Origin of the sequence: Streptomyces sp. BR123 (assembly GCF_013401435.1) — a bacterium.
Classification (GTDB): domain Bacteria; phylum Actinomycetota; class Actinomycetes; order Streptomycetales; family Streptomycetaceae; genus Streptomyces.
The window spans coordinates 1-21,576 of the sequence record NZ_JACBGN010000038.1 but is presented as its reverse complement, the minus strand read 5'-3'; the positions used below and the strand labels follow the sequence as shown (position 1 = coordinate 21,576).

Below are 21,576 nucleotides of genomic sequence, written 5' to 3'. Positions count from 1 at the left end.
ACGCAAAAACGTGTCCTCGAAGCCCCCGTTACGCGGCCCCCGGACCCGCGGAAGGCAAAAAGCGGCGCCGCCCCGCAGGGGACGGCGCCGCTCCGGTCGGCCGACCGGTTCAGGCCCAGCCTCAGGCCTTCGCCTCGGCCAGCAGCTTCTGGATCCGCGACACGCCCTCGACCAGGTCCTCGTCACCCAGGGCGTACGAAAGACGCAGGTAGCCGGGGGTTCCGAAGGCCTCGCCCGGGACGACGGCGACCTCGGCCTCGTCGAGGATCAGCGAGGCGAGTTCCGCGGAGGTCTGCGGGCGCTTGCCGCGGATCTCCTTGCCGAGCAGCTCCTTGACCGACGGGTACGCGTAGAAGGCGCCCTCGGGCGTCGGGCAGAAGACGCCGTCGATCTCGTTGAGCATCTTCACCATGGTCCGGCGGCGGCGGTCGAAGGCCTTGCGCATCTCGGCCACGGCGTCCAGGTTGCCGGAGACGGCGGCGATCGCGGCGACCTGGGCCACGTTCGAGACGTTCGAGGTGGCGTGCGACTGCAGGTTGGTCGCGGCCTTGATGACGTCCTGCGGGCCGATGACCCAGCCCACGCGCCAGCCGGTCATGGCGTACGTCTTGGCGACGCCGTTGACGACGATGCACTTGTCGCGCAGGGCCGGCACCAGCACCGGCAGCGAGGTGAACTTCGCCTCGCCGTACACCAGGTGCTCGTAGATCTCGTCGGTCAGCACCCACAGGCCGTGCTCGGCGGCCCACTCGCCGATCGCCTTCGCGTCCGCCTCGCTGTAGACCGCGCCGGTCGGGTTCGAGGGGGACACGAACAGGACGACCTTGGTGCGCTCGGTGCGCGCGGCCTCCAGCTGCTCGACGGAGACCCGGTAGCCGGTGGTCTCGTCGGCGACGACCTCGACCGGGACACCGCCGGCCAGCCGGATCGACTCCGGGTAGGTGGTCCAGTACGGAGCCGGGACGATGACCTCGTCACCCGGGTCCAGGATCGCGGCGAAGGCGTTGTAGATCGCCTGCTTGCCGCCGTTGGTCACCAGCACCTGCGACGCGTCGACCTCGTAACCGGAGTCGCGCAGCGTCTTCTCGGCGATGGCCTTCTTCAGCTCGGGCAGGCCGCCCGCCGGCGTGTACCGGTGGAACTTCGGGTCGCGGCAGGCCTCGACCGCGGCCTCGACGATGTAGCCGGGGGTCGGGAAATCGGGCTCACCCGCGCCGAAGCCGATGACCGGGCGCCCGGCGGCCTTGAGGGCCTTGGCCTTGGCATCGACGGCGAGGGTGGCGGACTCGGAGATGGCGCCGATACGGGCGGACACCCGGCGCTCGGAGGAAGGCGTAGCAGAGGTCATGCGGCCAATCGTCCCAGAAGCCCCGGAGGCCCCGCACACCGTTCCGGACATCGGACGGACCACCCGGATCTGCGCTCTGTTCGACGTCAGGGCGTGGAACACGTACACTCACCTGTCGTTGGACCTCGCCGACCACACAGAGCGTGAGCACTCCGTGCATTCGCCTGCATGCGGTAGGTTGGGGAACGCAAAGGGTCGTAGCTCAATTGGTAGAGCACTGGTCTCCAAAACCAGCGGTTGGGGGTTCGAGTCCCTCCGGCCCTGCTCCACACTCCTCCTCGGATGTGTGCGCAGGTACGTACTTAGATGCAACGCCGTGCGGCGCAACCGGGCGCGGCCACGGCCCCGACCCGGATTCAGGTGAGAGACGTGACGGACGCCCTGGGCTCCATCGACAAGCCTGACGCCGAGGACGGCACCGCCGAGAAGAAGACCCGCAAGGGCGGCAAGCGCGGCAAGAAGGGCCCTCTGGGACGGCTCGCGCTGTTCTACCGCCAGATCGTCGCGGAGCTCCGCAAGGTCGTCTGGCCGACCCGTAACCAGCTCACCACGTACACCACCGTGGTGATTGTCTTCGTCGTCATCATGATCGGTCTGGTGACCGTGATTGACTATGGGTTCCAGGAAGCCATCAAGTTCGTCTTCGGCTGATCCTCGCGGAGGGCGGCGCCTTGATGGGTGCCGCCCGTTTTCGCATGTTCCACCACCTTTTGTATCCAGGAAGAAGCAGCCACCGTGTCTGACCCGAACCTGAACGCGAGCCACGACTCCGTCGAGTCCGTCGAGGACGAGCTCGACATCGTCGAGGCGGCAGACGCTGTGGACCCCGACGAGGCGGAGCTCGCCGACGCCGAGGCCGGTGCCGCTGCCGAGGAGGCCGCGCTGCACGTCGAGGACGACGCCGACGCCGACGCCGACGAGGACGAGGCCGCCGAGGCCGCGGCCGAGACCGAGCCCGCGGAGGAGGCCGAGGAGGCCGCCGAGGCGGAGGACGTCGACCCGATCCAGGCCCTGCGCGACGAGCTGCGCACGCTGCCCGGCGAGTGGTACGTGATCCACACCTACGCGGGCTACGAGAAGCGCGTGAAGGCCAACCTGGAGCAGCGCGCCGTCTCGCTCAACGTCGAGGAGTTCATCTACCAGGCCGAGGTGCCCGAGGAAGAGATCGTCCAGATCAAGAACGGCGAGCGCAAGAACGTCCGGCAGAACAAGCTGCCCGGCTACGTGCTCGTCCGCATGGATCTGACGAACGAGTCCTGGGGCGTCGTCCGCAACACCCCGGGCGTCACCGGCTTCGTCGGCAACGCCTACGACCCGTACCCGCTGACCCTGGACGAGATCGTCAAGATGCTCGCCCCGGAGGCACAGGAGAAGGCCGCCAAGCAGGCCGCCGAGGAGGCCGGCCTCCCGGCGCCCGCGGTCAAGCGCACCATCGAGGTCCTGGACTTCGAGGTCGGCGACTCGGTCACCGTCACCGACGGCCCGTTCGCGACGCTGCAGGCGACCATCAACGAGATCAACCCCGACTCGAAGAAGGTCAAGGGCCTCGTCGAGATCTTCGGCCGCGAGACCCCGGTCGAGCTCAGCTTCGACCAGATCCAGAAGAACTGATCTTCTGAGCCACAGCTTCCGGCCAGGTCAGACCCCCCTGCAAAGGGCGGTCTGACCTGCTCGGTTTCAAGCCCCGCACCGATACCCGCTATCGTGGTGCGGTATGCCTCCATCCGGATGACCCGGATCGGCGGCGGAAAACTCTCACTAGGACCCGGAGAGAGCAATGCCTCCCAAGAAGAAGAAGGTCACGGGGCTTATCAAGCTCCAGATCAACGCCGGTGCGGCCAACCCGGCCCCGCCGGTCGGCCCCGCGCTGGGTCAGCACGGCGTCAACATCATGGAGTTCTGCAAGGCCTACAACGCCGCGACCGAGTCGCAGCGCGGCATGGTCGTGCCGGTGGAGATCACGGTCTACGAGGACCGCTCCTTCACCTTCGTCACCAAGACCCCGCCGGCCGCCAAGCTGATCCTCAAGGCTGCGGGCGTGGACAAGGGCTCCGGCACCCCGCACAAGGACAAGGTCGCCAAGCTGACGGCCGCCCAGGTCCGCGAGATCGCCGAGCTGAAGATGCCCGACCTGAACGCCAACGACGTCGACGCCGCCATGAAGATCATCTCTGGCACCGCGCGTTCGATGGGCGTCACCGTCGAGGGCTGATCTCAGCCACCCCCTGTACCACCCGTGGTAGGGCCAAGCGCTGGTCCGCACCACAACTCCATGCCTGAAGCGAAAAAACAGGAGCAGAAGTGAAGCGCAGCAAGACTCTCCGCGCTGCGGACGCCAAGGTCGACCGGGAGAAGCTGTACGCCCCGCTCGAGGCCGTCCGTCTCGCCAAGGAGACCTCCTCGGTCAAGTTCGACGCCACCGTCGAGGTCGCCTTCCGCCTGGGTGTTGACCCGCGCAAGGCCGACCAGATGGTCCGTGGCACCGTGAACCTCCCGCACGGCACCGGTAAGACCGCCCGGGTCCTGGTCTTCGCGACCGGTGACCGTGCTGCGGCCGCGGAGGCCGCCGGCGCCGACATCGTCGGCAACGACGAGCTGATCGACGAGATCGCCAAGGGCAACCGCCTGAACGAGTTCGACGCGGTCGTCGCCACCCCGGACCTCATGGGCAAGGTCGGCCGCCTCGGCCGCGTGCTCGGTCCGCGTGGTCTGATGCCGAACCCGAAGACCGGCACCGTGACGATGGACGTGGCCAAGGCCGTCACCGACATCAAGGGCGGCAAGATCGAGTTCCGCGTCGACAAGCACTCGAACCTGCACTTCATCATCGGCAAGGTCTCCTTCTCCGATGAGCAGCTGGTCGAGAACTACGGCGCGGCGCTGGAGGAGATCCTCCGTCTGAAGCCGTCCGCCGCCAAGGGCCGCTACCTGAAGAAGGCCGCCGTGAGCACCACCATGGGCCCCGGCATCCAGCTCGACCCGAACCGCACCCGGAACCTCCTCGTCGAGGAAGACCCGGCTGCTGTCTGATCGGGCGGGCCGTACGGCCCACCTGACCGGCTGAGCGCCTGAACGGGCCCCCACACTCCCTCGGGAGGGCGGGGGCCCGTTCGTATCCCCGTGCGGGGCCGTCGCGCGGCAGGAAGGGCGCTGCGGCGCCTGCACGGCTGCCATCCGGGCGCTGCGGCGCCTGCACGGCTGCCATCCGGGCGCTGCGGCGCCCGCACGGCAGCCGTCCGCCACCGTGCCCCGCCGCCCCCTGCGCGCAGCGGCTGCGCGCACCGTGCAGACCCGCCCCGGCACCGGCGGCTGCCCGATTTGCTCGACGGGGGGACGGTGCCGTAACCTTCCACGGAAGCCAAAGACCGCTGGTCGTTGCCGCGCCCGCAAGGGCGCGGTGGCCGAAGGATCCGCTGAAAGCGGGCGACCCGCGCAGGTGAATGTGGAAAGGCTCCCAGGATCTTGATCCTGGTCGAGCGTTGCCCCGTGCGCCTGCGCCCGGGGCGCTTTGTTTTGTCCAGCCCCTTCTGCGCGGTCCTCATCACCCGGAAGGAGGCCGACGCTCTATGGCAAGGCCCGACAAGGCTGCCGCGGTAGCCGAGCTGGAGGACATGTTCCGCAGCTCGAACGCCGCTGTGCTGACCGAGTACACGGGGCTCACCGTTGCGCAGCTCAAGACGCTGCGTCGTTCGCTCGGTGGGAACGCCCAGTACGCCGTGGTGAAGAACACGCTGACCAAGATTGCGGCCAACTCGGTCGGGATCACCGCGCTGGACGAGCACCTTGCTGGTTCGACCGCGGTCGCCTTCGTCACCGGGGACCCGGTGGAGTCGGCGAAGGCTCTGCGTGACTTCGCCAAGGACAACCCGAAGCTCGTCATCAAGGGCGGTGTCCTTGAAGGCAAGGCGCTGTCCGCCGACGAGATCAAGAAGCTTGCGGACCTCGAGTCCCGCGAGGTTCTGCTCGCCAAGCTGGCCGGTGCCATGAAGGGCAAGCAGTCCCAGACTGCCGCGCTCTTCCAGGCGCTGCCGTCGAAGCTCGTCCGCACCGTGGAAGCGCTTCGTGCCAAGCAGGACGAGCAGGGCGGTGCCGAGTAATTCGGCTCGCGCATTGATCCGCGCCGCCTAGTGCGCGGGTCGTAGCGGGCCGTTACGCCCGCCTTTCGATACATCTCGGCACCAGCCGAATTAGTGGAAGGATCGCCCATCATGGCGAAGCTGTCTCAGGACGACCTGCTCGCTCAGTTCGAGGAGATGACCCTCATCGAGCTCGCCGAGTTCGTGAAGGCCTTCGAGGAGAAGTTCGACGTCACCGCCGCCGCCCCGGTCGCCGTTGCCGCCGCCGGCGTCCCGGGTGCCCCGGCCGAGGCCGAGGAGGAGAAGGACGAGTTCGACGTCATCCTCACCGGCGCCGGCGACAAGAAGATCCAGGTCATCAAGGTCGTGCGTGAGCTGACCTCCCTGGGTCTGAAGGAGGCCAAGGACCTCGTCGACGGCACCCCGAAGCCGGTCCTCGAGAAGGTCAACAAGGAGGCCGCTGACAAGGCCGCCGAGGCCCTCAAGGGCGCCGGTGCCTCCGTCGAGGTCAAGTAACACCTCTGAGGCTGCCTGACGGCCTCTGCGAAGGGCGATCACCCGTAAGGGTGGTCGCCCTTCGGCGTCTCCGGCGGTGCCTGACTTGCCCTGTCGCCGTTGGGGAGTAGGGTGATCATCGTTGCCCCGTGCCAGGGTCCCGCGACGGGGCCGAGATGATCCGCACGGAGCAGGGGGCCTTGACGAACGGCACGCGGCGCGCAATTCTCAGGACCGTCGCCGGCTCGATCCGCGATCGGGAGACCGATCGAGGATCCCAGGCATGGATCGACTACGAAGAGGGCAGTACTGATACGCGCTCTGTGTACGAGAGCCGTGACGTTGGACGCAGCGGTTGGTTTTGACGACGTGGGGAAGGCCTGTTGCCGGTTTCCGGAAACCTGGTCTGGACATCAGTGAGCCAAGTGGCTACACTGACCCTTTGCGCTGCCTGTTAGCTGTCCCCTGCCCGTCGCCAGGGGCATGCCCACGCTCGAGCACACTTGATTGATACGCCCTGACCTGGCATTTCAACCAGTTCGGGGAGTGCGTCTCCTGTGTCGGCTGGGACCGGTACGCGCGTAGTGAGTCCGAGCCCTCGGAAGGACCCCCTCTTGGCCGCCTCGCGCAACGCCTCGACCAATACGAACAACGGTGCCAGCACCGCCCCGCTGCGCATCTCCTTTGCAAAGATCAAGGAGCCGCTCGAGGTTCCGAACCTCCTGGCGCTGCAGACCGAGAGCTTTGACTGGCTGCTCGGCAACAACGCCTGGAAGTCTCGCGTCGAGTCGGCGCTCGAGAGTGGACTGGACGTTCCCACGAAGTCCGGTCTTGAGGAGATCTTCGAGGAGATCTCGCCGATCGAGGACTTCTCCGGGTCGATGTCGCTGACCTTCCGCGACCACCGGTTCGAGCCGGCGAAGAACTCGGTGGACGAGTGCAAGGAGCGCGACTTCACGTACGCGGCGCCGCTCTTCGTCACGGCCGAGTTCACGAACAACGAGACCGGTGAGATCAAGTCTCAGACGGTCTTCATGGGCGACTTCCCGCTCATGACCAACAAGGGCACCTTCGTGATCAACGGCACCGAGCGTGTCGTCGTGTCGCAGCTGGTGCGCTCCCCCGGTGTCTACTTCGACTCCTCCATCGACAAGACGTCCGACAAGGACATCTTCTCCGCCAAGATCATCCCGTCGCGCGGTGCCTGGCTGGAGATGGAGGTCGACAAGCGCGACATGGTCGGTGTCCGCATCGACCGCAAGCGCAAGCAGTCCGTCACCGTCCTCCTGAAGGCCCTCGGCTGGACCACCGAGCAGATCCTCGAGGAGTTCGGCGAGTACGAGTCCATGCGCGCCACCCTGGAGAAGGACCACACCCAGGGCCAGGACGACGCGCTGCTCGACATCTACCGCAAGCTGCGTCCGGGCGAGCCGCCGACCCGTGAGGCCGCGCAGACGCTGCTCGAGAACCTGTACTTCAACCCGAAGCGCTACGACCTGGCGAAGGTCGGCCGCTACAAGGTCAACAAGAAGCTCGGCGCCGACGAGCCGCTCGACGCCGGCGTGCTGACCGTCGACGACATCATCGCGACGATCAAGTACCTCGTGAAGCTCCACGCGGGCGAGAGCGAGACCATCGGCGAGTCCGGCCGTTCGATCGTCGTCGAGACCGACGACATCGACCACTTCGGCAACCGCCGCCTGCGCAACGTCGGCGAGCTCATCCAGAACCAGGTCCGCACGGGTCTGGCGCGCATGGAGCGCGTCGTCCGCGAGCGCATGACCACCCAGGACGTCGAGGCGATCACGCCGCAGACCCTGATCAACATCCGGCCGGTCGTCGCCTCCATCAAGGAGTTCTTCGGCACCAGCCAGCTGTCGCAGTTCATGGACCAGAACAACCCGCTGTCCGGTCTCACCCACAAGCGCCGTCTCTCCGCGCTCGGCCCCGGTGGTCTGAGCCGTGAGCGGGCGGGCTTCGAGGTCCGTGACGTCCACCCGTCGCACTACGGCCGCATGTGCCCGATCGAGACCCCCGAAGGCCCGAACATCGGTCTGATCGGCTCGCTCGCCTCGTACGGCCGCGTCAACGCGTTCGGCTTCATCGAGACGCCGTACCGCAAGGTCGTCGACGGCCAGGTCACCGACGAGGTCGACTACGTCACCGCCGACGAGGAAGACCGCTTCGTCATCGCCCAGGCGAACGCCCGCCTGGACGAGAACCTGCGCTTCGCCGAGGGCCGCGTCCTCGTCCGCAAGCGTGGCGGCGAGGTCGACTACGTCGAGCCCGCCGACGTGGACTACATGGACGTCTCGCCGCGCCAGATGGTGTCCGTCGCCACCGCGATGATCCCCTTCCTGGAGCACGACGACGCCAACCGCGCCCTCATGGGCGCGAACATGATGCGCCAGGCCGTTCCGCTCATCAAGGCGGAGGCCCCGCTCGTCGGCACCGGCATGGAGTACCGCTGCGCCGTCGACGCCGGCGACTCCATCAAGGCGGAGAAGAACGGTGTCGTCCAGGAGGTCTCGGCCGACTACATCACCGTCGCGAACGACGACGGCACGTACACCACGTACCGCGTCGCCAAGTTCTCCCGCTCGAACCAGGGCACCTCGGTCAACCAGAAGGTGATCGTCAACGAGGGCGACCGGGTCGTGGAGTCCCAGGTCCTCGCCGACGGTCCGGCGACCGAGAACGGCGAGATGGCGCTGGGCAAGAACCTGCTCGTCGCGTTCATGCCGTGGGAGGGCCACAACTACGAGGACGCGATCATCCTGTCGCAGCGCCTCGTCCAGGACGACGTCCTCTCCTCGATCCACATCGAGGAGCACGAGGTCGACGCCCGTGACACCAAGCTCGGCCCCGAGGAGATCACCCGGGACATCCCGAACGTCTCCGAGGAGGTCCTCGCCGACCTCGACGAGCGCGGCATCATCCGCATCGGTGCGGACGTCGTCGCCGGCGACATCCTGGTCGGCAAGGTCACCCCGAAGGGCGAGACCGAGCTGACCCCGGAGGAGCGCCTGCTCCGCGCGATCTTCGGTGAGAAGGCCCGCGAGGTCCGTGACACCTCCCTGAAGGTGCCGCACGGTGAGATCGGCAAGGTCATCGGCGTCCGCGTCTTCGACCGCGAGGAGGGGGACGAGCTTCCCCCGGGCGTGAACCAGCTGGTCCGCGTCTACGTCGCCCAGAAGCGCAAGATCACCGACGGTGACAAGCTCGCCGGCCGCCACGGCAACAAGGGTGTCATCTCCAAGATCCTCCCGATCGAGGACATGCCCTTCCTCGAGGACGGCACCCCGGTCGACATCATCCTCAACCCGCTCGGTGTCCCGTCCCGAATGAACCCGGGACAGGTCCTGGAGATCCACCTCGGCTGGCTCGCCAGCCGCGGCTGGGACGTCTCCGGCCTCGCGGACGAGTGGGCCCAGCGTCTGCAGGTCATCGGCGCGGACCAGGTCGCCCCCGGCACCAACGTCGCCACCCCGGTGTTCGACGGTGCCCGCGAGGACGAGCTGGCCGGCCTCCTGCAGCACACGATCCCGAACCGCGACGGCGAGCGCATGGTGCTCCCGACCGGCAAGGCGCGCCTGTTCGACGGCCGCTCCGGCGAGCCGTTCCCGGACCCGATCTCGGTCGGGTACATGTACATCCTCAAGCTCCACCACCTGGTCGACGACAAGCTCCACGCCCGTTCGACCGGTCCGTACTCGATGATCACGCAGCAGCCGCTGGGTGGTAAGGCGCAGTTCGGTGGCCAGCGCTTCGGTGAGATGGAGGTGTGGGCGCTCGAGGCGTACGGCGCCGCGTACGCCCTCCAGGAGCTTCTGACCATCAAGTCCGACGACGTCACCGGCCGCGTGAAGGTCTACGAGGCCATCGTCAAGGGCGAGAACATCCCCGAGCCGGGCATTCCCGAGTCCTTCAAGGTGCTCATCAAGGAAATGCAGTCGCTCTGCCTCAACGTGGAGGTGCTGTCCTCGGACGGCATGTCCATCGAGATGCGCGACACCGACGAGGACGTCTTCCGCGCCGCGGAGGAGCTGGGTATCGACCTGTCCCGGCGCGAGCCGAGCAGCGTCGAAGAGGTCTGACGGGCCTGGCCGGGGGCTCGCAACCGCAGCCCCCGGCCATCCCCGGGACCGTTCAGACCATGATTGAGACACGACCCCGAAAGAGGGATTGACGCACAGTGCTCGACGTCAACTTCTTCGACGAGCTGCGGATCGGCCTTGCCACCGCGGACGACATCCGTACCTGGTCCCACGGCGAGGTCAAGAAGCCGGAGACCATCAACTACCGCACCCTGAAGCCCGAGAAGGACGGACTCTTCTGCGAGAAGATCTTCGGTCCGACCCGGGACTGGGAGTGCTACTGCGGCAAGTACAAGCGTGTCCGCTTCAAGGGCATCATCTGTGAGCGCTGTGGCGTCGAGGTCACGCGCGCCAAGGTGCGCCGTGAGCGGATGGGCCACATCGAACTTGCCGCCCCCGTCACCCACATCTGGTACTTCAAGGGCGTTCCGTCGCGCCTCGGCTACCTGCTGGACCTCGCGCCGAAGGACCTCGAGAAGGTCATCTACTTCGCCGCTTACATGATCACGTTCGTCGACGACGAGCGCCGTCAGCGCGACCTGCCGTCGCTGGAGGCCCACGTCTCCGTCGAGCGCCAGCAGATCGAGAACCGCCGCGACTCCGACCTGGAGGCCCGCGCCAAGAAGCTCGAGTCCGACCTGGCCGAGCTCGAGGCCGAGGGCGCCAAGGCCGACGTGCGCCGCAAGGTGCGCGAGGGCGCCGAGCGCGAGATGAAGCAGCTCCGCGACCGCTCCCAGCGCGAGATCGACCGCCTGGACGAGGTCTGGAACCGCTTCAAGAACCTCAAGGTCCAGGACCTGGAGGGCGACGAGCTCCTCTACCGCGAGCTGCGTGACCGCTTCGGCACGTACTTCGACGGCTCGATGGGTGCCGCGGCGCTGCAGAAGCGCCTGGAGTCCTTCGACCTGGAGGAGGAGGCCGAGCGCCTCCGCGAGATCATCCGCACCGGCAAGGGCCAGAAGAAGACCCGTGCGCTGAAGCGCCTGAAGGTCGTCTCCGCGTTCCTGCAGACCAGCAACAGCCCCAAGGGCATGGTCCTGGACTGCGTCCCGGTCATCCCGCCGGACCTGCGTCCGATGGTGCAGCTGGACGGTGGCCGCTTCGCGACCTCCGACCTGAACGACCTGTACCGCCGTGTCATCAACCGCAACAACCGCCTGAAGCGCCTCCTCGACCTCGGTGCCCCCGAGATCATCGTGAACAACGAGAAGCGCATGCTCCAGGAGGCCGTCGACGCGCTGTTCGACAACGGCCGCCGCGGCCGCCCGGTCACGGGCCCCGGCAACCGTCCGCTGAAGTCCCTCAGCGACATGCTGAAGGGCAAGCAGGGTCGCTTCCGCCAGAACCTGCTCGGCAAGCGAGTCGACTACTCGGCGCGTTCCGTCATCGTCGTCGGCCCGCAGCTCAAGCTGCACCAGTGCGGCCTGCCCAAGGCCATGGCGCTGGAGCTCTTCAAGCCGTTCGTGATGAAGCGCCTGGTCGACCTGAACCACGCGCAGAACATCAAGTCGGCCAAGCGCATGGTCGAGCGCGGCCGCACCGTCGTGTACGACGTCCTCGAAGAGGTCATCGCCGAGCACCCGGTGCTGCTGAACCGTGCGCCCACGCTGCACCGCCTCGGCATCCAGGCCTTCGAGCCGCAGCTGGTCGAGGGCAAGGCCATCCAGATCCACCCGCTCGTCTGCACCGCGTTCAACGCGGACTTCGACGGTGACCAGATGGCCGTGCACCTGCCGCTGTCCGCGGAGGCGCAGGCCGAGGCCCGCATCCTGATGCTGTCCTCGAACAACATCCTCAAGCCGGCCGACGGCCGCCCGGTGACGATGCCGACCCAGGACATGGTCCTCGGTCTGTTCTTCCTCACCACGGACGGCGAGCTGCGCGACGTCAAGGGCGAGGGCCGTGCCTTCGGCTCCACCGCCGAGGCGATCATGGCCTTCGACGCCGGCGAGCTCTCGCTGCAGTCGCAGGTCGACATCCGCTTCCCGGTGGGCACCATCCCGCCGCGCGGCTGGGTCGCCCCGGTCGCCGAGGAGGGTGAGCCGGAGTTCCAGCCGGGCGACAGCTTCCGTCTGAAGACCACGCTGGGCCGTGCGCTCTTCAACGAGCTGCTGCCTGAGGACTACCCGTTCGTCGACTACTCGGTGGGCAAGAAGCAGCTCTCCGAGATCGTCAACGACCTGGCCGAGCGCTACCCCAAGGTCATCGTCGCGGCGACGCTCGACAACCTGAAGGCGGCCGGCTTCCACTGGGCGACCCGTTCCGGCGTCACCGTGGCCATCTCCGACGTCGTGGTCCCCGAGGCCAAGAAGGAGATCGTCGCGGGCTACGAGGCCCAGGACGAGAAGGTCCAGAAGCAGTACGAGCGCGGTCTGATCACCAAGGACGAGCGCACGCAGGAACTCATCGCGATCTGGACCAAGGCGACCAACGAGGTCGCCGAGGCGATGAACGCGAACTTCCCCAAGACCAACCCCATCTTCATGATGGTTGACTCGGGTGCCCGAGGAAACATGATGCAGATGAGGCAGATCGCCGGTATGCGCGGTCTGGTGTCGAACGCGAAGAACGAGACCATCCCGCGTCCGATCAAGGCCTCGTTCCGTGAGGGCCTCTCCGTGCTGGAGTACTTCATCTCCACCCACGGTGCCCGTAAGGGTCTGGCCGACACCGCCCTGCGTACCGCCGACTCGGGTTACCTGACCCGTCGTCTGGTGGACGTCTCGCAGGACGTGATCATCCGCGAGGAGGACTGCGGCACCGACCGCGGCCTGAAGCTGAAGATCGCCGTCCGGGACGAGACCGGTGTCCTGCGCAAGGCCGAGGACGTCGAGACCTCGGTGTACGCGCGCATGCTCGCCGAGGACGTCGTCGTCGACGGCAAGGTCCTGGCCCCGGCCAACGTCGACCTCGGCGACGTCCTCATCGACCAGCTCGTCGCAGCCGGCGTGGAGGAGGTCAAGACCCGCTCGGTCCTGACCTGTGAGTCCGCCGTCGGTACCTGCGCCTTCTGCTACGGCCGCTCCCTGGCCACCGGCAAGCTGGTCGACATCGGTGAGGCGGTCGGCATCATCGCCGCCCAGTCCATCGGTGAGCCCGGTACCCAGCTGACGATGCGTACCTTCCACACCGGTGGTGTGGCCGGTGACGACATCACGCAGGGTCTGCCGCGTGTCGTCGAGCTCTTCGAGGCCCGTACCCCGAAGGGTGTCGCCCCGATCTCCGAGGCCGCCGGCCGCGTGCGGATCGAGGAGACCGAGAAGACCAAGAAGATCGTCATCACGCCGGACGACGGCAGCGACGAGACGGCCTTCCCGATCTCCAAGCGCGCCAAGGTCATCGTCCACGAGGGCGACCACGTCGAGGTGGGCCAGAAGCTCACCGCGGGTGCCACCAACCCGCACGACGTGCTGCGCATCCTCGGCCAGCGTGCGGTCCAGGTCCACCTGGTCGGCGAGGTCCAGAAGGTCTACAACTCGCAGGGCGTGTCGATCCACGACAAGCACATCGAGATCATCATCCGGCAGATGCTCCGCCGCGTGACGATCATCGAGTCGGGCGACGCCGAGCTGCTTCCGGGCGAGCTCGTCGAGCGTTCGCGCTTCGAGACCGAGAACCGTCGTGTGGTCACCGAGGGCGGTCACCCCGCCTCCGGCCGTCCGCAGCTGATGGGTATCACCAAGGCCTCGCTCGCCACCGAGTCCTGGCTGTCGGCGGCGTCCTTCCAGGAGACGACCCGGGTTCTGACCGACGCGGCGATCAACGCCAAGTCGGACTCCCTGATCGGCCTCAAGGAGAACGTCATCATCGGTAAGCTCATCCCGGCCGGTACGGGCCTCGCCCGCTACCGCAACATCCGGGTCGAGCCCACCGAGGAGGCGAAGGCCGCGATGTACTCGGCCGTCGGCTACGACGACATCGACTACTCGCCCTTCGGCACCGGCTCCGGCCAGGCCGTCCCGCTGGAGGACTACGACTACGGCCCGTACAACGGCTGAGAGTCGCCCATGAGGAAGCCCCCCGCTGCTCCGGAAGGAGCGGCGGGGGGCTTCCTCGTTTTCCGTACGAGGGCTGTACGGGCGTACGGGCCGTGGCGGTGCGGGCGGCGGCCCCCGGCCCTCAGGCCCGGCGCCGACGGCGGAGACCGGCGAGGGTGACCCCGGTCAGGGCCAGCAGGGACAGGCCGGCGCCGGCCAGGCCCGCGGTGAGCCCCTTCGGGGTGAAGGTGCAGTCGAGCCCGGTCGTGCCGGGGGTGACGGGGAGGGCCAGCAGGCCGTGGAAGGAGCCGGGGGTCACCGGCTTCGCGTCCGCGGTGCACCGCCAGCCGGGGACGGCGGTCATGGCGAAGACGGCCGTGCCGGTGGTGCCCGCGGGGAGGGCGGCCCGGATGCCGTGCCCGCCGGTGGCGACGTCGGTGGCACCCGTCCGGATGAGGCCGCGGACGGCCTCGTCCAGCCTGGCGCGGTCCAGGCAGCCGATCGGGTGGTCCCCGGCGCCGGCGCCCTCGGTCCGGGTCCGCACCGTCACGGCCACCGTGCCGTCCGCGGGGACCGGGCCCAGCTTCACGACGCCCGTCATCCGGTCCTCCAGCGGCCGCCGGGTGCCGCCCGAGGCGAGGGTGCCGTACAGCTCGGGGGAGAACCAGTAGGCCTCCGAGCCGGGGGTGCACTGCGCGGCGTACGTCTGCTCCGTGGCCGTGCCGCCCCGGACGGTCCGCGGGACCTGGTAGACGGCCGTGCCGAGGACGTTCTCCTGGCGGGCGTACACGCTGCCGGCCGGGTTGGGGGAGGTGAAGGTCCCGCTGCGGACGGTGACGAGCGGGGGAGCCGGGAAGCGGGCCGCCGCCCAGGTGTCCTTCGCCGGGCCGGGGCTGACGCGTGCGCCGATCGAGAAGATCGCGTCGAGGACCGGGTTGTCGGCGCCGAAGAAGGTCCGGCCGTCGTTCTTGAAGCCGTAGCCGAGGGGCTCCAGCGCCTCGTACGTGGCCGCCGGCAGGTAGCTGCTGTAGTACTGCGGGCCCTCCGCGCCCAGCGCCAGCGCGTCGTTGTACGAGGTCTGCGGCGCGCCCGAGTCGGTCCGGTAGCGGGGCCAGCCGTTCACGCCGCGGACGGCGTCGTGGTGCGCGCTGATGGAGCGGTTCGAGGTGGCGACCGGTTTGGCCCAGCGCTCCCGGGAGCGGCGGGCGTCGGCGCCGGCGGCGGCCGCCGTGGACTCGGCGAAGACCACGCCGGCCATGAGCAGGGCGGCCGCGGGGACCAGGAAGCGGCGCCGGTCGCCCCGGGCCGACACGGCCAGGACCAGGGCGAGGAGCGAGACGGCGCCGCCGCCGAGGACCGCCCGCCAGGTCCAGCCGCCGAAATCGTCGGTGTGCCGGAGCAGGAGGGCCGCGGCGACCAGGAGGCCCGCCGCCGAGGCGAGGTGGAGGGGGCGCGGCCGGTGGGCCAGGGACAGCCAGGCCAGGACCACGACCATCCCGCTGAAGACGAACGCCTCCCGGTACGGGTTGCCGTTCGGCACCGCGAGCCCGTGCCACAGGTACTGGGTGGGCGGGAACTGGAAAGAGGCGAGGACCAGCAGCGTCGCCGCCGCCCACACCAGTCGGGTCCTGCGGGCGATGGCCGCGTTGAACAGGAAGGACCCGGCGAGGATCAGGCCCAGCGAGGCCACGTACAGCCGGGGCCGGCCGCCCCAGAGGTGGGTGGCCGGCAGCATCCCGGACAGGAAGACCTCGATGCGCACCGGGTCGAAGGCCGCGGCCTGCGTCGGCTGGGCGGCGCCGCTGGACAGGAAGGACGGCAGGAGCAGCGGCAGGGTGAGCAGGATGCCCGTCGCGGCGGCGGTCGAGGCCCGCCACAGGGCGTGCAGCCGCTGCCGGCCGGTCAGGTCCAGCGTGGCCGCGCGGACGGCGAGCAGCACGCAGGCGGCCATCGTGGCCATCATCGCGGTGTAGAAGTTGCCGAACCAGGCGAGCGCGACCAACAGGGCGGCGCCCGTCCAGCGGCGGCCCTGCAGGCACCACTCGACGGCGATGCCCAGCAGCGGGAACGCCACCAGGCCCCACAGCCACATGGGGATGTACGAGGCGTCGCTCAGGGCCCAGCCGCACAGCCCGTAGCAGGCGCCGAGCACCCCGCGCTGCCACCACGGCCCGGGGTGCAGCCGGCCGAGGTAGACGGACATCACGGCGGCGGCGGTGCCCATGGTGACCGGGGTGACCAGGAAGACGGCGAGGTCGACGTGGGCCCGCGGGACGAGCACGGCGAGCCAGGAGAACGGATTGCCGAGGTAGGTGTAGTAGTCGGACAGGAACTGCTGTCCGAAGCCGCCGCGCCAGCTGAACAGGAGGTCGCCGGCGGCCTGCCCGTGGACCAGGTCCCACAGCCCCCGGTGGAAGGGCACGTACTGGTTGGCCTGGTCGTTGATGGCCCGGCCGGTGTTGCCGAAGGGGAAGGTGCCGCGGGCCGCCCAGGAGGCGCAGAACGCGCCGGCGGTGATGACGAAGGCGAGCAGCGGCCCGTACAGGCGGTCGGGTCGCGGCAGCCGGCGGCGGGGACCGGGTTCGGCGGGGACCGGGCTGTGGGCGGCCGTCGGCTCCGGGGTGACCGTCCGCAATGTCCCGCTCCCTGAGTGTGGTGCCGTTCGGTCTGGATCGCTGACGCATCTTAGTTGCCGGGAGGGAGCGGCCCGGCGGGTGCGGCGGGCGCCCGCCGACGGCCTATACCACATCCGGGGGCCGGGTGCCTGCCGGGCGGCCGGGGCCCAAGTGGCGCATGACCGGCGGGGGTGTCGCGGGGGTTGCGGTGGGGCCTTTGTTTTGACCGGAGTGGATGCGGTGGGTACGCTCAGACCTTGTGCCTGGGGTGTGCCTGGGCTCCCGTGCGTGTCCATCAACCGCACGCGAGTCGCACCGGCCACCGAGATCCACGTGCCTCAACGCGTTTGCGGGAGGGCCTGCCGGATCCGACACACCCGACCGCGTGGGTCGGCAGAAGTTCCAGGTTAGCTTTACTACACGGCACACAGAAACCGGAGAAGTAGTGCCTACGATCCAGCAGCTGGTCCGTAAGGGCCGGCAGGACAAGGTCGAGAAGACGAAGACGCCCGCGCTTGAGGCCTCGCCCCAGCGTCGCGGCGTCTGCACGCGTGTGTTCACGACCACCCCGAAGAAGCCGAACTCGGCGCTCCGCAAGGTCGCGCGTGTGCGTCTGACCTCCGGCATCGAGGTCACCGCTTACATTCCGGGTGAGGGACACAACCTGCAGGAGCACTCCATCGTGCTCGTGCGTGGTGGCCGTGTGAAGGACCTGCCGGGTGTTCGTTACAAGATCATCCGCGGTGCGCTTGACACCCAGGCTGTCAAGAACCGCAAGCAGGCCCGCAGCCGCTACGGCGCCAAGAAGGAGAAGTAAGAATGCCTCGTAAGGGCCCCGCCCCGAAGCGCCCGGTCATCATCGACCCGGTCTACCAGTCTCCTCTTGTCACCTCCCTGATCAACAAGATCCTGCTGAACGGCAAGCGCTCCACCGCCGAGCGCATCGTCTACGGCGCCATGGAAGGCCTCCGCGAGAAGACGGGCAACGACCCGGTCATCACGCTGAAGCGCGCGCTGGAGAACGTCAAGCCGTCGCTCGAGGTCAAGTCCCGCCGTGTCGGTGGTGCGACCTACCAGGTTCCGGTCGAGGTCAAGCCGGGTCGCCAGTCGACCCTCGCGCTGCGCTGGCTCGTGGGTTACTCCCGCGCCCGCCGCGAGAAGACCATGACCGAGCGCCTCATGAACGAGCTCCTCGACGCGTCGAACGGCCTTGGTGCGGCCGTGAAGAAGCGTGAGGACACGCACAAGATGGCCGAGTCCAACAAGGCCTTCGCGCACTACCGCTGGTAGTCGCAACCCACATCGAGACCGAGAGAAGACTGAAGCCTTATGGCTACCACTTCGCTTGACCTGGCCAAGGTGCGCAACATCGGCATCATGGCCCACATCGACGCGGGCAAGACGACCACCACCGAGCGCATCCTGTTCTACACCGGTGTCTCCTACAAGATCGGTGAAGTCCACGACGGCGCTGCCACGATGGACTGGATGGAGCAGGAGCAGGAGCGCGGCATCACGATCACGTCTGCCGCGACGACCTGCCACTGGCCGCTCGAGAACGTCGACCACACCATCAACATCATCGACACCCCGGGTCACGTGGACTTCACGGTCGAGGTGGAGCGTTCGCTCCGCGTCCTCGACGGTGCCGTCACCGTGTTCGACGGTGTCGCCGGTGTGGAGCCGCAGTCCGAGACGGTCTGGCGTCAGGCCGACCGTTACGGCGTGCCGCGCATCTGCTTCGTCAACAAGCTCGACCGCACCGGCGCCGAGTTCCACCGCTGTGTCGACATGATCAAGGACCGCCTCGGCGCCGTCCCGATCGTCATGCAGCTCCCCATCGGTGCCGAGGCCGACTTCCAGGGTGTCGTCGACCTCGTCACGATGAAGGCGTTCGTCTGGTCCGCCGAGGCGACCAAGGGCGAGATGTACGACGTCGTCGACATCCCGGCCACGCACACCGAGGCTGCTGAAGAGTGGCGCGGCAAGCTGGTCGAGACCGTCGCCGAGAACGACGACGAGATCATGGAGCTCTTCCTCAACGGCGACGAGCCGTCCGTGGAGCAGCTGCACGCCGCCGTCCGTCGCATCATCATCGGCTCCGGCAAGGGTGGCGGTTCCACCATCACCGCGGTGTTCTGTGGCACGGCGTTCAAGAACAAGGGCGTTCAGCCCCTGCTCGACGCCGTCGTCCGCTACCTGCCGTCGCCGCTGGACATCGAGGCCATCGAGGGCCACGACGTCCGCGACGCCGAGACCGTCGTGAAGCGCAAGCCGTCGGACGACGAGCCCCTCGCCGCGCTCGCCTTCAAGATCATGAGCGACCCGCACCTCGGCAAGCTCACCTTCGTCCGGGTTTACTCGGGCCGCCTGGAGGCCGGCACTGCGGTGCAGAACTCCGTCAAGGGCAAGAAGGAGCGCATCGGCAAGATCTACCGCATGCACGCCAACAAGCGTGAGGAGATCGACTCGGTGGGCGCCGGCGACATCGTCGCCGTCATGGGCCTGAAGCAGACCACCACCGGTGAGACGCTGTGCGACGAGAAGCAGCCGGTCATCCTGGAGTCCATGGACTTCCCGGCCCCGGTCATCCAGGTCGCCATCGAGCCCAAGTCCAAGGGTGACCAGGAGAAGCTGGGTGTCGCCATCCAGCGCCTCGCGGAGGAGGACCCCTCCTTCCACGTTCACTCGGACGAGGAGACGGGCCAGACCATCCTCGGCGGTATGGGCGAGCTGCACCTCGAGGTGCTGGTCGACCGTATGAAGCGCGAGTTCAAGGTCGAGGCCAACGTCGGCAAGCCGCAGGTCGCGTACCGCGAGACCATCCGCAAGTCGGTCGAGCGCCACGACTACACGCACAAGAAGCAGACCGGTGGTACCGGTCAGTTCGCCAAGGTGCAGATCGCGATCGAGCCGATCACCGAGTCCGACGGTCCGGCGTACGAGTTCGTGAACAAGGTCACCGGTGGCCGCGTGCCGAAGGAGTACATCCCCTCGGTCGACGCGGGTGCGCAGGAGGCCATGCAGTTCGGCATCCTGGCCGGCTACGAGATGACGGGCGTCCGCGTCACGCTTCTCGACGGTGGCTACCACGAGGTCGACTCCTCCGAGCTCGCGTTCAAGATCGCCGGTTCGCAGGCCTTCAAGGAGGCCGCGCGCAAGGCGTCCCCCGTGCTGCTCGAGCCGATGATGGCCGTTGAGGTCACCACGCCCGAGGACTACATGGGTGAGGTCATCGGCGACATCAACTCCCGCCGTGGCCAGATCCAGGCCATGGAGGAGCGTCACGGCGCCCGCGTCGTGAAGGGCCTCGTGCCGCTTTCGGAGATGTTCGGCTACGTCGGAGACCTCCGCAGCAAGACCTCGGGTCGCGCCAGCTACTCGATGCAGTTCGACTCCTACGCCGAGGTTCCGCGGAACGTCGCCGAGGAGATCATCGCGAAGGCCAAGGGCGAGTAACTCTCCCGAGCACACGCTTTAGGCTTGTCACCGGAACCTCTGGGGCAACAGGGGATTCAAAAAACCTGTTGCCCCGGGGACCGGCTTTCCAGCAAAGATCACCTGGCGCCGATGAGTAAGGCGTACAGAACCACTCTCCAGGAGGACCCCCGTGGCGAAGGCGAAGTTCGAGCGGACTAAGCCGCACGTCAACATCGGCACCATCGGTCACATTGACCACGGTAAGACGACCCTCACGGCCGCCATTACCAAGGTGCTGCACGACGCGTACCCGGACCTGAACGAGGCCTCGGCCTTCGACCAGATCGACAAGGCTCCCGAGGAGCGCCAGCGCGGTATCACCATCTCCATCGCGCACGTCGAGTACCAGACCGAGGCGCGTCACTACGCCCACGTCGACTGCCCGGGTCACGCGGACTACATCAAGAACATGATCACCGGTGCCGCGCAGATGGACGGCGCCATCCTCGTGGTCGCCGCCACCGACGGTCCGATGCCGCAGACCAAGGAGCACGTGCTCCTGGCCCGCCAGGTCGGCGTTCCGTACATCGTCGTCGCCCTGAACAAGGCCGACATGGTGGACGACGAGGAGATCCTGGAGCTCGTCGAGCTCGAGGTGCGCGAGCTCCTCTCCGAGTACGAGTTCCCGGGCGACGACCTGCCGGTCGTCCGCGTCTCGGCGCTGAAGGCGCTCGAGGGCGACAAGGAGTGGGGCGAGAAGCTCCTCGGCCTGATGGCTGCCGTGGACGAGTCGATCCCGACCCCGCCGCGTGACACCGAGAAGCCGTTCCTGATGCCCGTCGAGGACGTCTTCACGATCACCGGTCGTGGCACCGTCGTCACCGGTCGTATCGAGCGTGGTGTCCTGAAGGTCAACGAGACCGTCGACATCATCGGCATCAAGAACGAGAAGACCACCACCACGGTCACCGGCATCGAGATGTTCCGCAAGCTGCTCGACGAGGGCCAGGCCGGTGAGAACGTCGGTCTGCTGCTCCGCGGCATCAAGCGCGAGGACGTCGAGCGCGGCCAGGTCATCATCAAGCCGGGCTCGGTCACCCCGCACACCGAGTTCGAGGCCCAGGCCTACATCCTGTCCAAGGACGAGGGTGGCCGCCACACGCCGTTCTTCAACAACTACCGTCCGCAGTTCTACTTCCGTACCACGGACGTGACGGGCGTTGTGACCCTGCCGCAGGGCACCGAGATGGTCATGCCGGGCGACAACACCGAGATGTCCGTCCAGCTGATCCAGCCGGTCGCCATGGAGGAGGGCCTGAAGTTCGCCATCCGTGAGGGTGGTCGCACCGTGGGCGCCGGCCAGGTCACCAAGATCGTGAAGTAAGTCCTTCACGCTCTGACCCGGCAGTCCGCGCGAGCGGGCTCCGTGTTCGGCTCAAGGGCCCCTTCCCTTCCGCTTCGGCGGCGGGGGAGGGGCCCTTGGCCGTGTCCGGACCCTGTCTCTTATACACGTCTGACGCTGCCGACGACGCTCGCGGCGTAGGCCGG

General features: G+C 67.9%; 14 protein-coding genes and 1 tRNA gene. 13 read left to right on the top strand and 2 right to left on the bottom strand.

The window, feature by feature from the left end; translation table 11 throughout:
* Positions 1–121: 121 nt before the first annotated feature.
* Positions 122–1,348 (bottom strand): pyridoxal phosphate-dependent aminotransferase, encoded by a 1,227-nt coding sequence (locus HYE82_RS09250; protein WP_179173468.1) that lies wholly within the window; start codon positions 1,346–1,348, stop codon positions 122–124.
* Positions 1,349–1,539: 191 nt separating this feature from the next.
* Between HYE82_RS09250 and HYE82_RS09245 the strand changes: the two genes are divergently transcribed.
* The 9 genes from HYE82_RS09245 to HYE82_RS09205 all read left to right on the top strand — a co-directional run bounded on the left by HYE82_RS09245 (position 1,540) and on the right by HYE82_RS09205 (position 14,014).
* Positions 1,540–1,612: transfer RNA gene (locus tag HYE82_RS09245), tRNA-Trp, on the top strand.
* Between the two features lie 105 nt (positions 1,613–1,717).
* Entirely contained in the window at positions 1,718–1,999 is a 282-nt protein-coding gene (gene secE, locus HYE82_RS09240; protein ID WP_179173467.1) for a preprotein translocase subunit SecE, read from the top strand.
* 84 nt (positions 2,000–2,083) lie between these two features.
* Positions 2,084–2,959, top strand: coding sequence for a transcription termination/antitermination protein NusG (gene nusG / locus HYE82_RS09235; RefSeq protein ID WP_179173466.1), 876 nt, complete (start codon positions 2,084–2,086; stop codon positions 2,957–2,959).
* A gap of 166 nt (positions 2,960–3,125) precedes the next feature.
* Positions 3,126–3,560, top strand: coding sequence for a 50S ribosomal protein L11 (gene rplK, locus HYE82_RS09230; RefSeq protein WP_179173465.1), 435 nt, complete (start codon positions 3,126–3,128; stop codon positions 3,558–3,560).
* A gap of 89 nt (positions 3,561–3,649) precedes the next feature.
* Positions 3,650–4,378, top strand: coding sequence for a 50S ribosomal protein L1 (rplA, locus tag HYE82_RS09225; protein ID WP_179173464.1), 729 nt, complete (start codon positions 3,650–3,652; stop codon positions 4,376–4,378).
* A 536-nt stretch (positions 4,379–4,914) separates the two neighbouring features.
* Positions 4,915–5,445: a 50S ribosomal protein L10 gene (gene rplJ, locus HYE82_RS09220; protein ID WP_179173463.1), complete on the top strand. Its 531-nt coding sequence runs from the start codon at positions 4,915–4,917 to the stop codon at positions 5,443–5,445.
* 111 nt (positions 5,446–5,556) lie between these two features.
* A complete protein-coding gene (gene rplL, locus HYE82_RS09215) occupies positions 5,557–5,940 on the top strand; it encodes a 50S ribosomal protein L7/L12 (protein ID WP_179173462.1) in 384 nt (127 codons plus the stop codon).
* A 593-nt stretch (positions 5,941–6,533) separates the two neighbouring features.
* Positions 6,534–10,016 (top strand): DNA-directed RNA polymerase subunit beta, encoded by a 3,483-nt coding sequence (gene rpoB, locus HYE82_RS09210; protein ID WP_179173461.1) that lies wholly within the window; start codon positions 6,534–6,536, stop codon positions 10,014–10,016.
* Positions 10,017–10,114: 98 nt separating this feature from the next.
* Positions 10,115–14,014, top strand: coding sequence for a DNA-directed RNA polymerase subunit beta' (locus tag HYE82_RS09205; protein ID WP_179173460.1), 3,900 nt, complete (start codon positions 10,115–10,117; stop codon positions 14,012–14,014).
* 121 nt (positions 14,015–14,135) lie between these two features.
* Here the strand turns inward: HYE82_RS09205 and HYE82_RS09200 are convergent, their stop codons facing one another.
* Entirely contained in the window at positions 14,136–16,628 is a 2,493-nt protein-coding gene (locus HYE82_RS09200; RefSeq protein ID WP_256987028.1) for a YfhO family protein, read from the bottom strand.
* A gap of 425 nt (positions 16,629–17,053) precedes the next feature.
* Between HYE82_RS09200 and rpsL the strand changes: the two genes are divergently transcribed.
* From rpsL to tuf, 4 genes are all read left to right on the top strand, one after another.
* On the top strand, positions 17,054–17,425 hold the full coding sequence (gene rpsL / locus HYE82_RS09195; RefSeq protein WP_007265893.1) for a 30S ribosomal protein S12: 372 nt from the start codon (positions 17,054–17,056) through the stop codon (positions 17,423–17,425).
* A 2-nt stretch (positions 17,426–17,427) separates the two neighbouring features.
* Positions 17,428–17,898, top strand: a complete 471-nt coding sequence (gene rpsG / locus HYE82_RS09190; RefSeq protein WP_114053724.1) for a 30S ribosomal protein S7 — start codon at positions 17,428–17,430, stop codon at positions 17,896–17,898.
* A 39-nt stretch (positions 17,899–17,937) separates the two neighbouring features.
* On the top strand, positions 17,938–20,067 hold the full coding sequence (gene fusA / locus HYE82_RS09185; protein WP_179173458.1) for an elongation factor G: 2,130 nt from the start codon (positions 17,938–17,940) through the stop codon (positions 20,065–20,067).
* A gap of 151 nt (positions 20,068–20,218) precedes the next feature.
* Positions 20,219–21,412 (top strand): elongation factor Tu, encoded by a 1,194-nt coding sequence (gene tuf, locus HYE82_RS09180; RefSeq protein ID WP_179173457.1) that lies wholly within the window; start codon positions 20,219–20,221, stop codon positions 21,410–21,412.
* Positions 21,413–21,576: the final 164 nt, after the last annotated feature.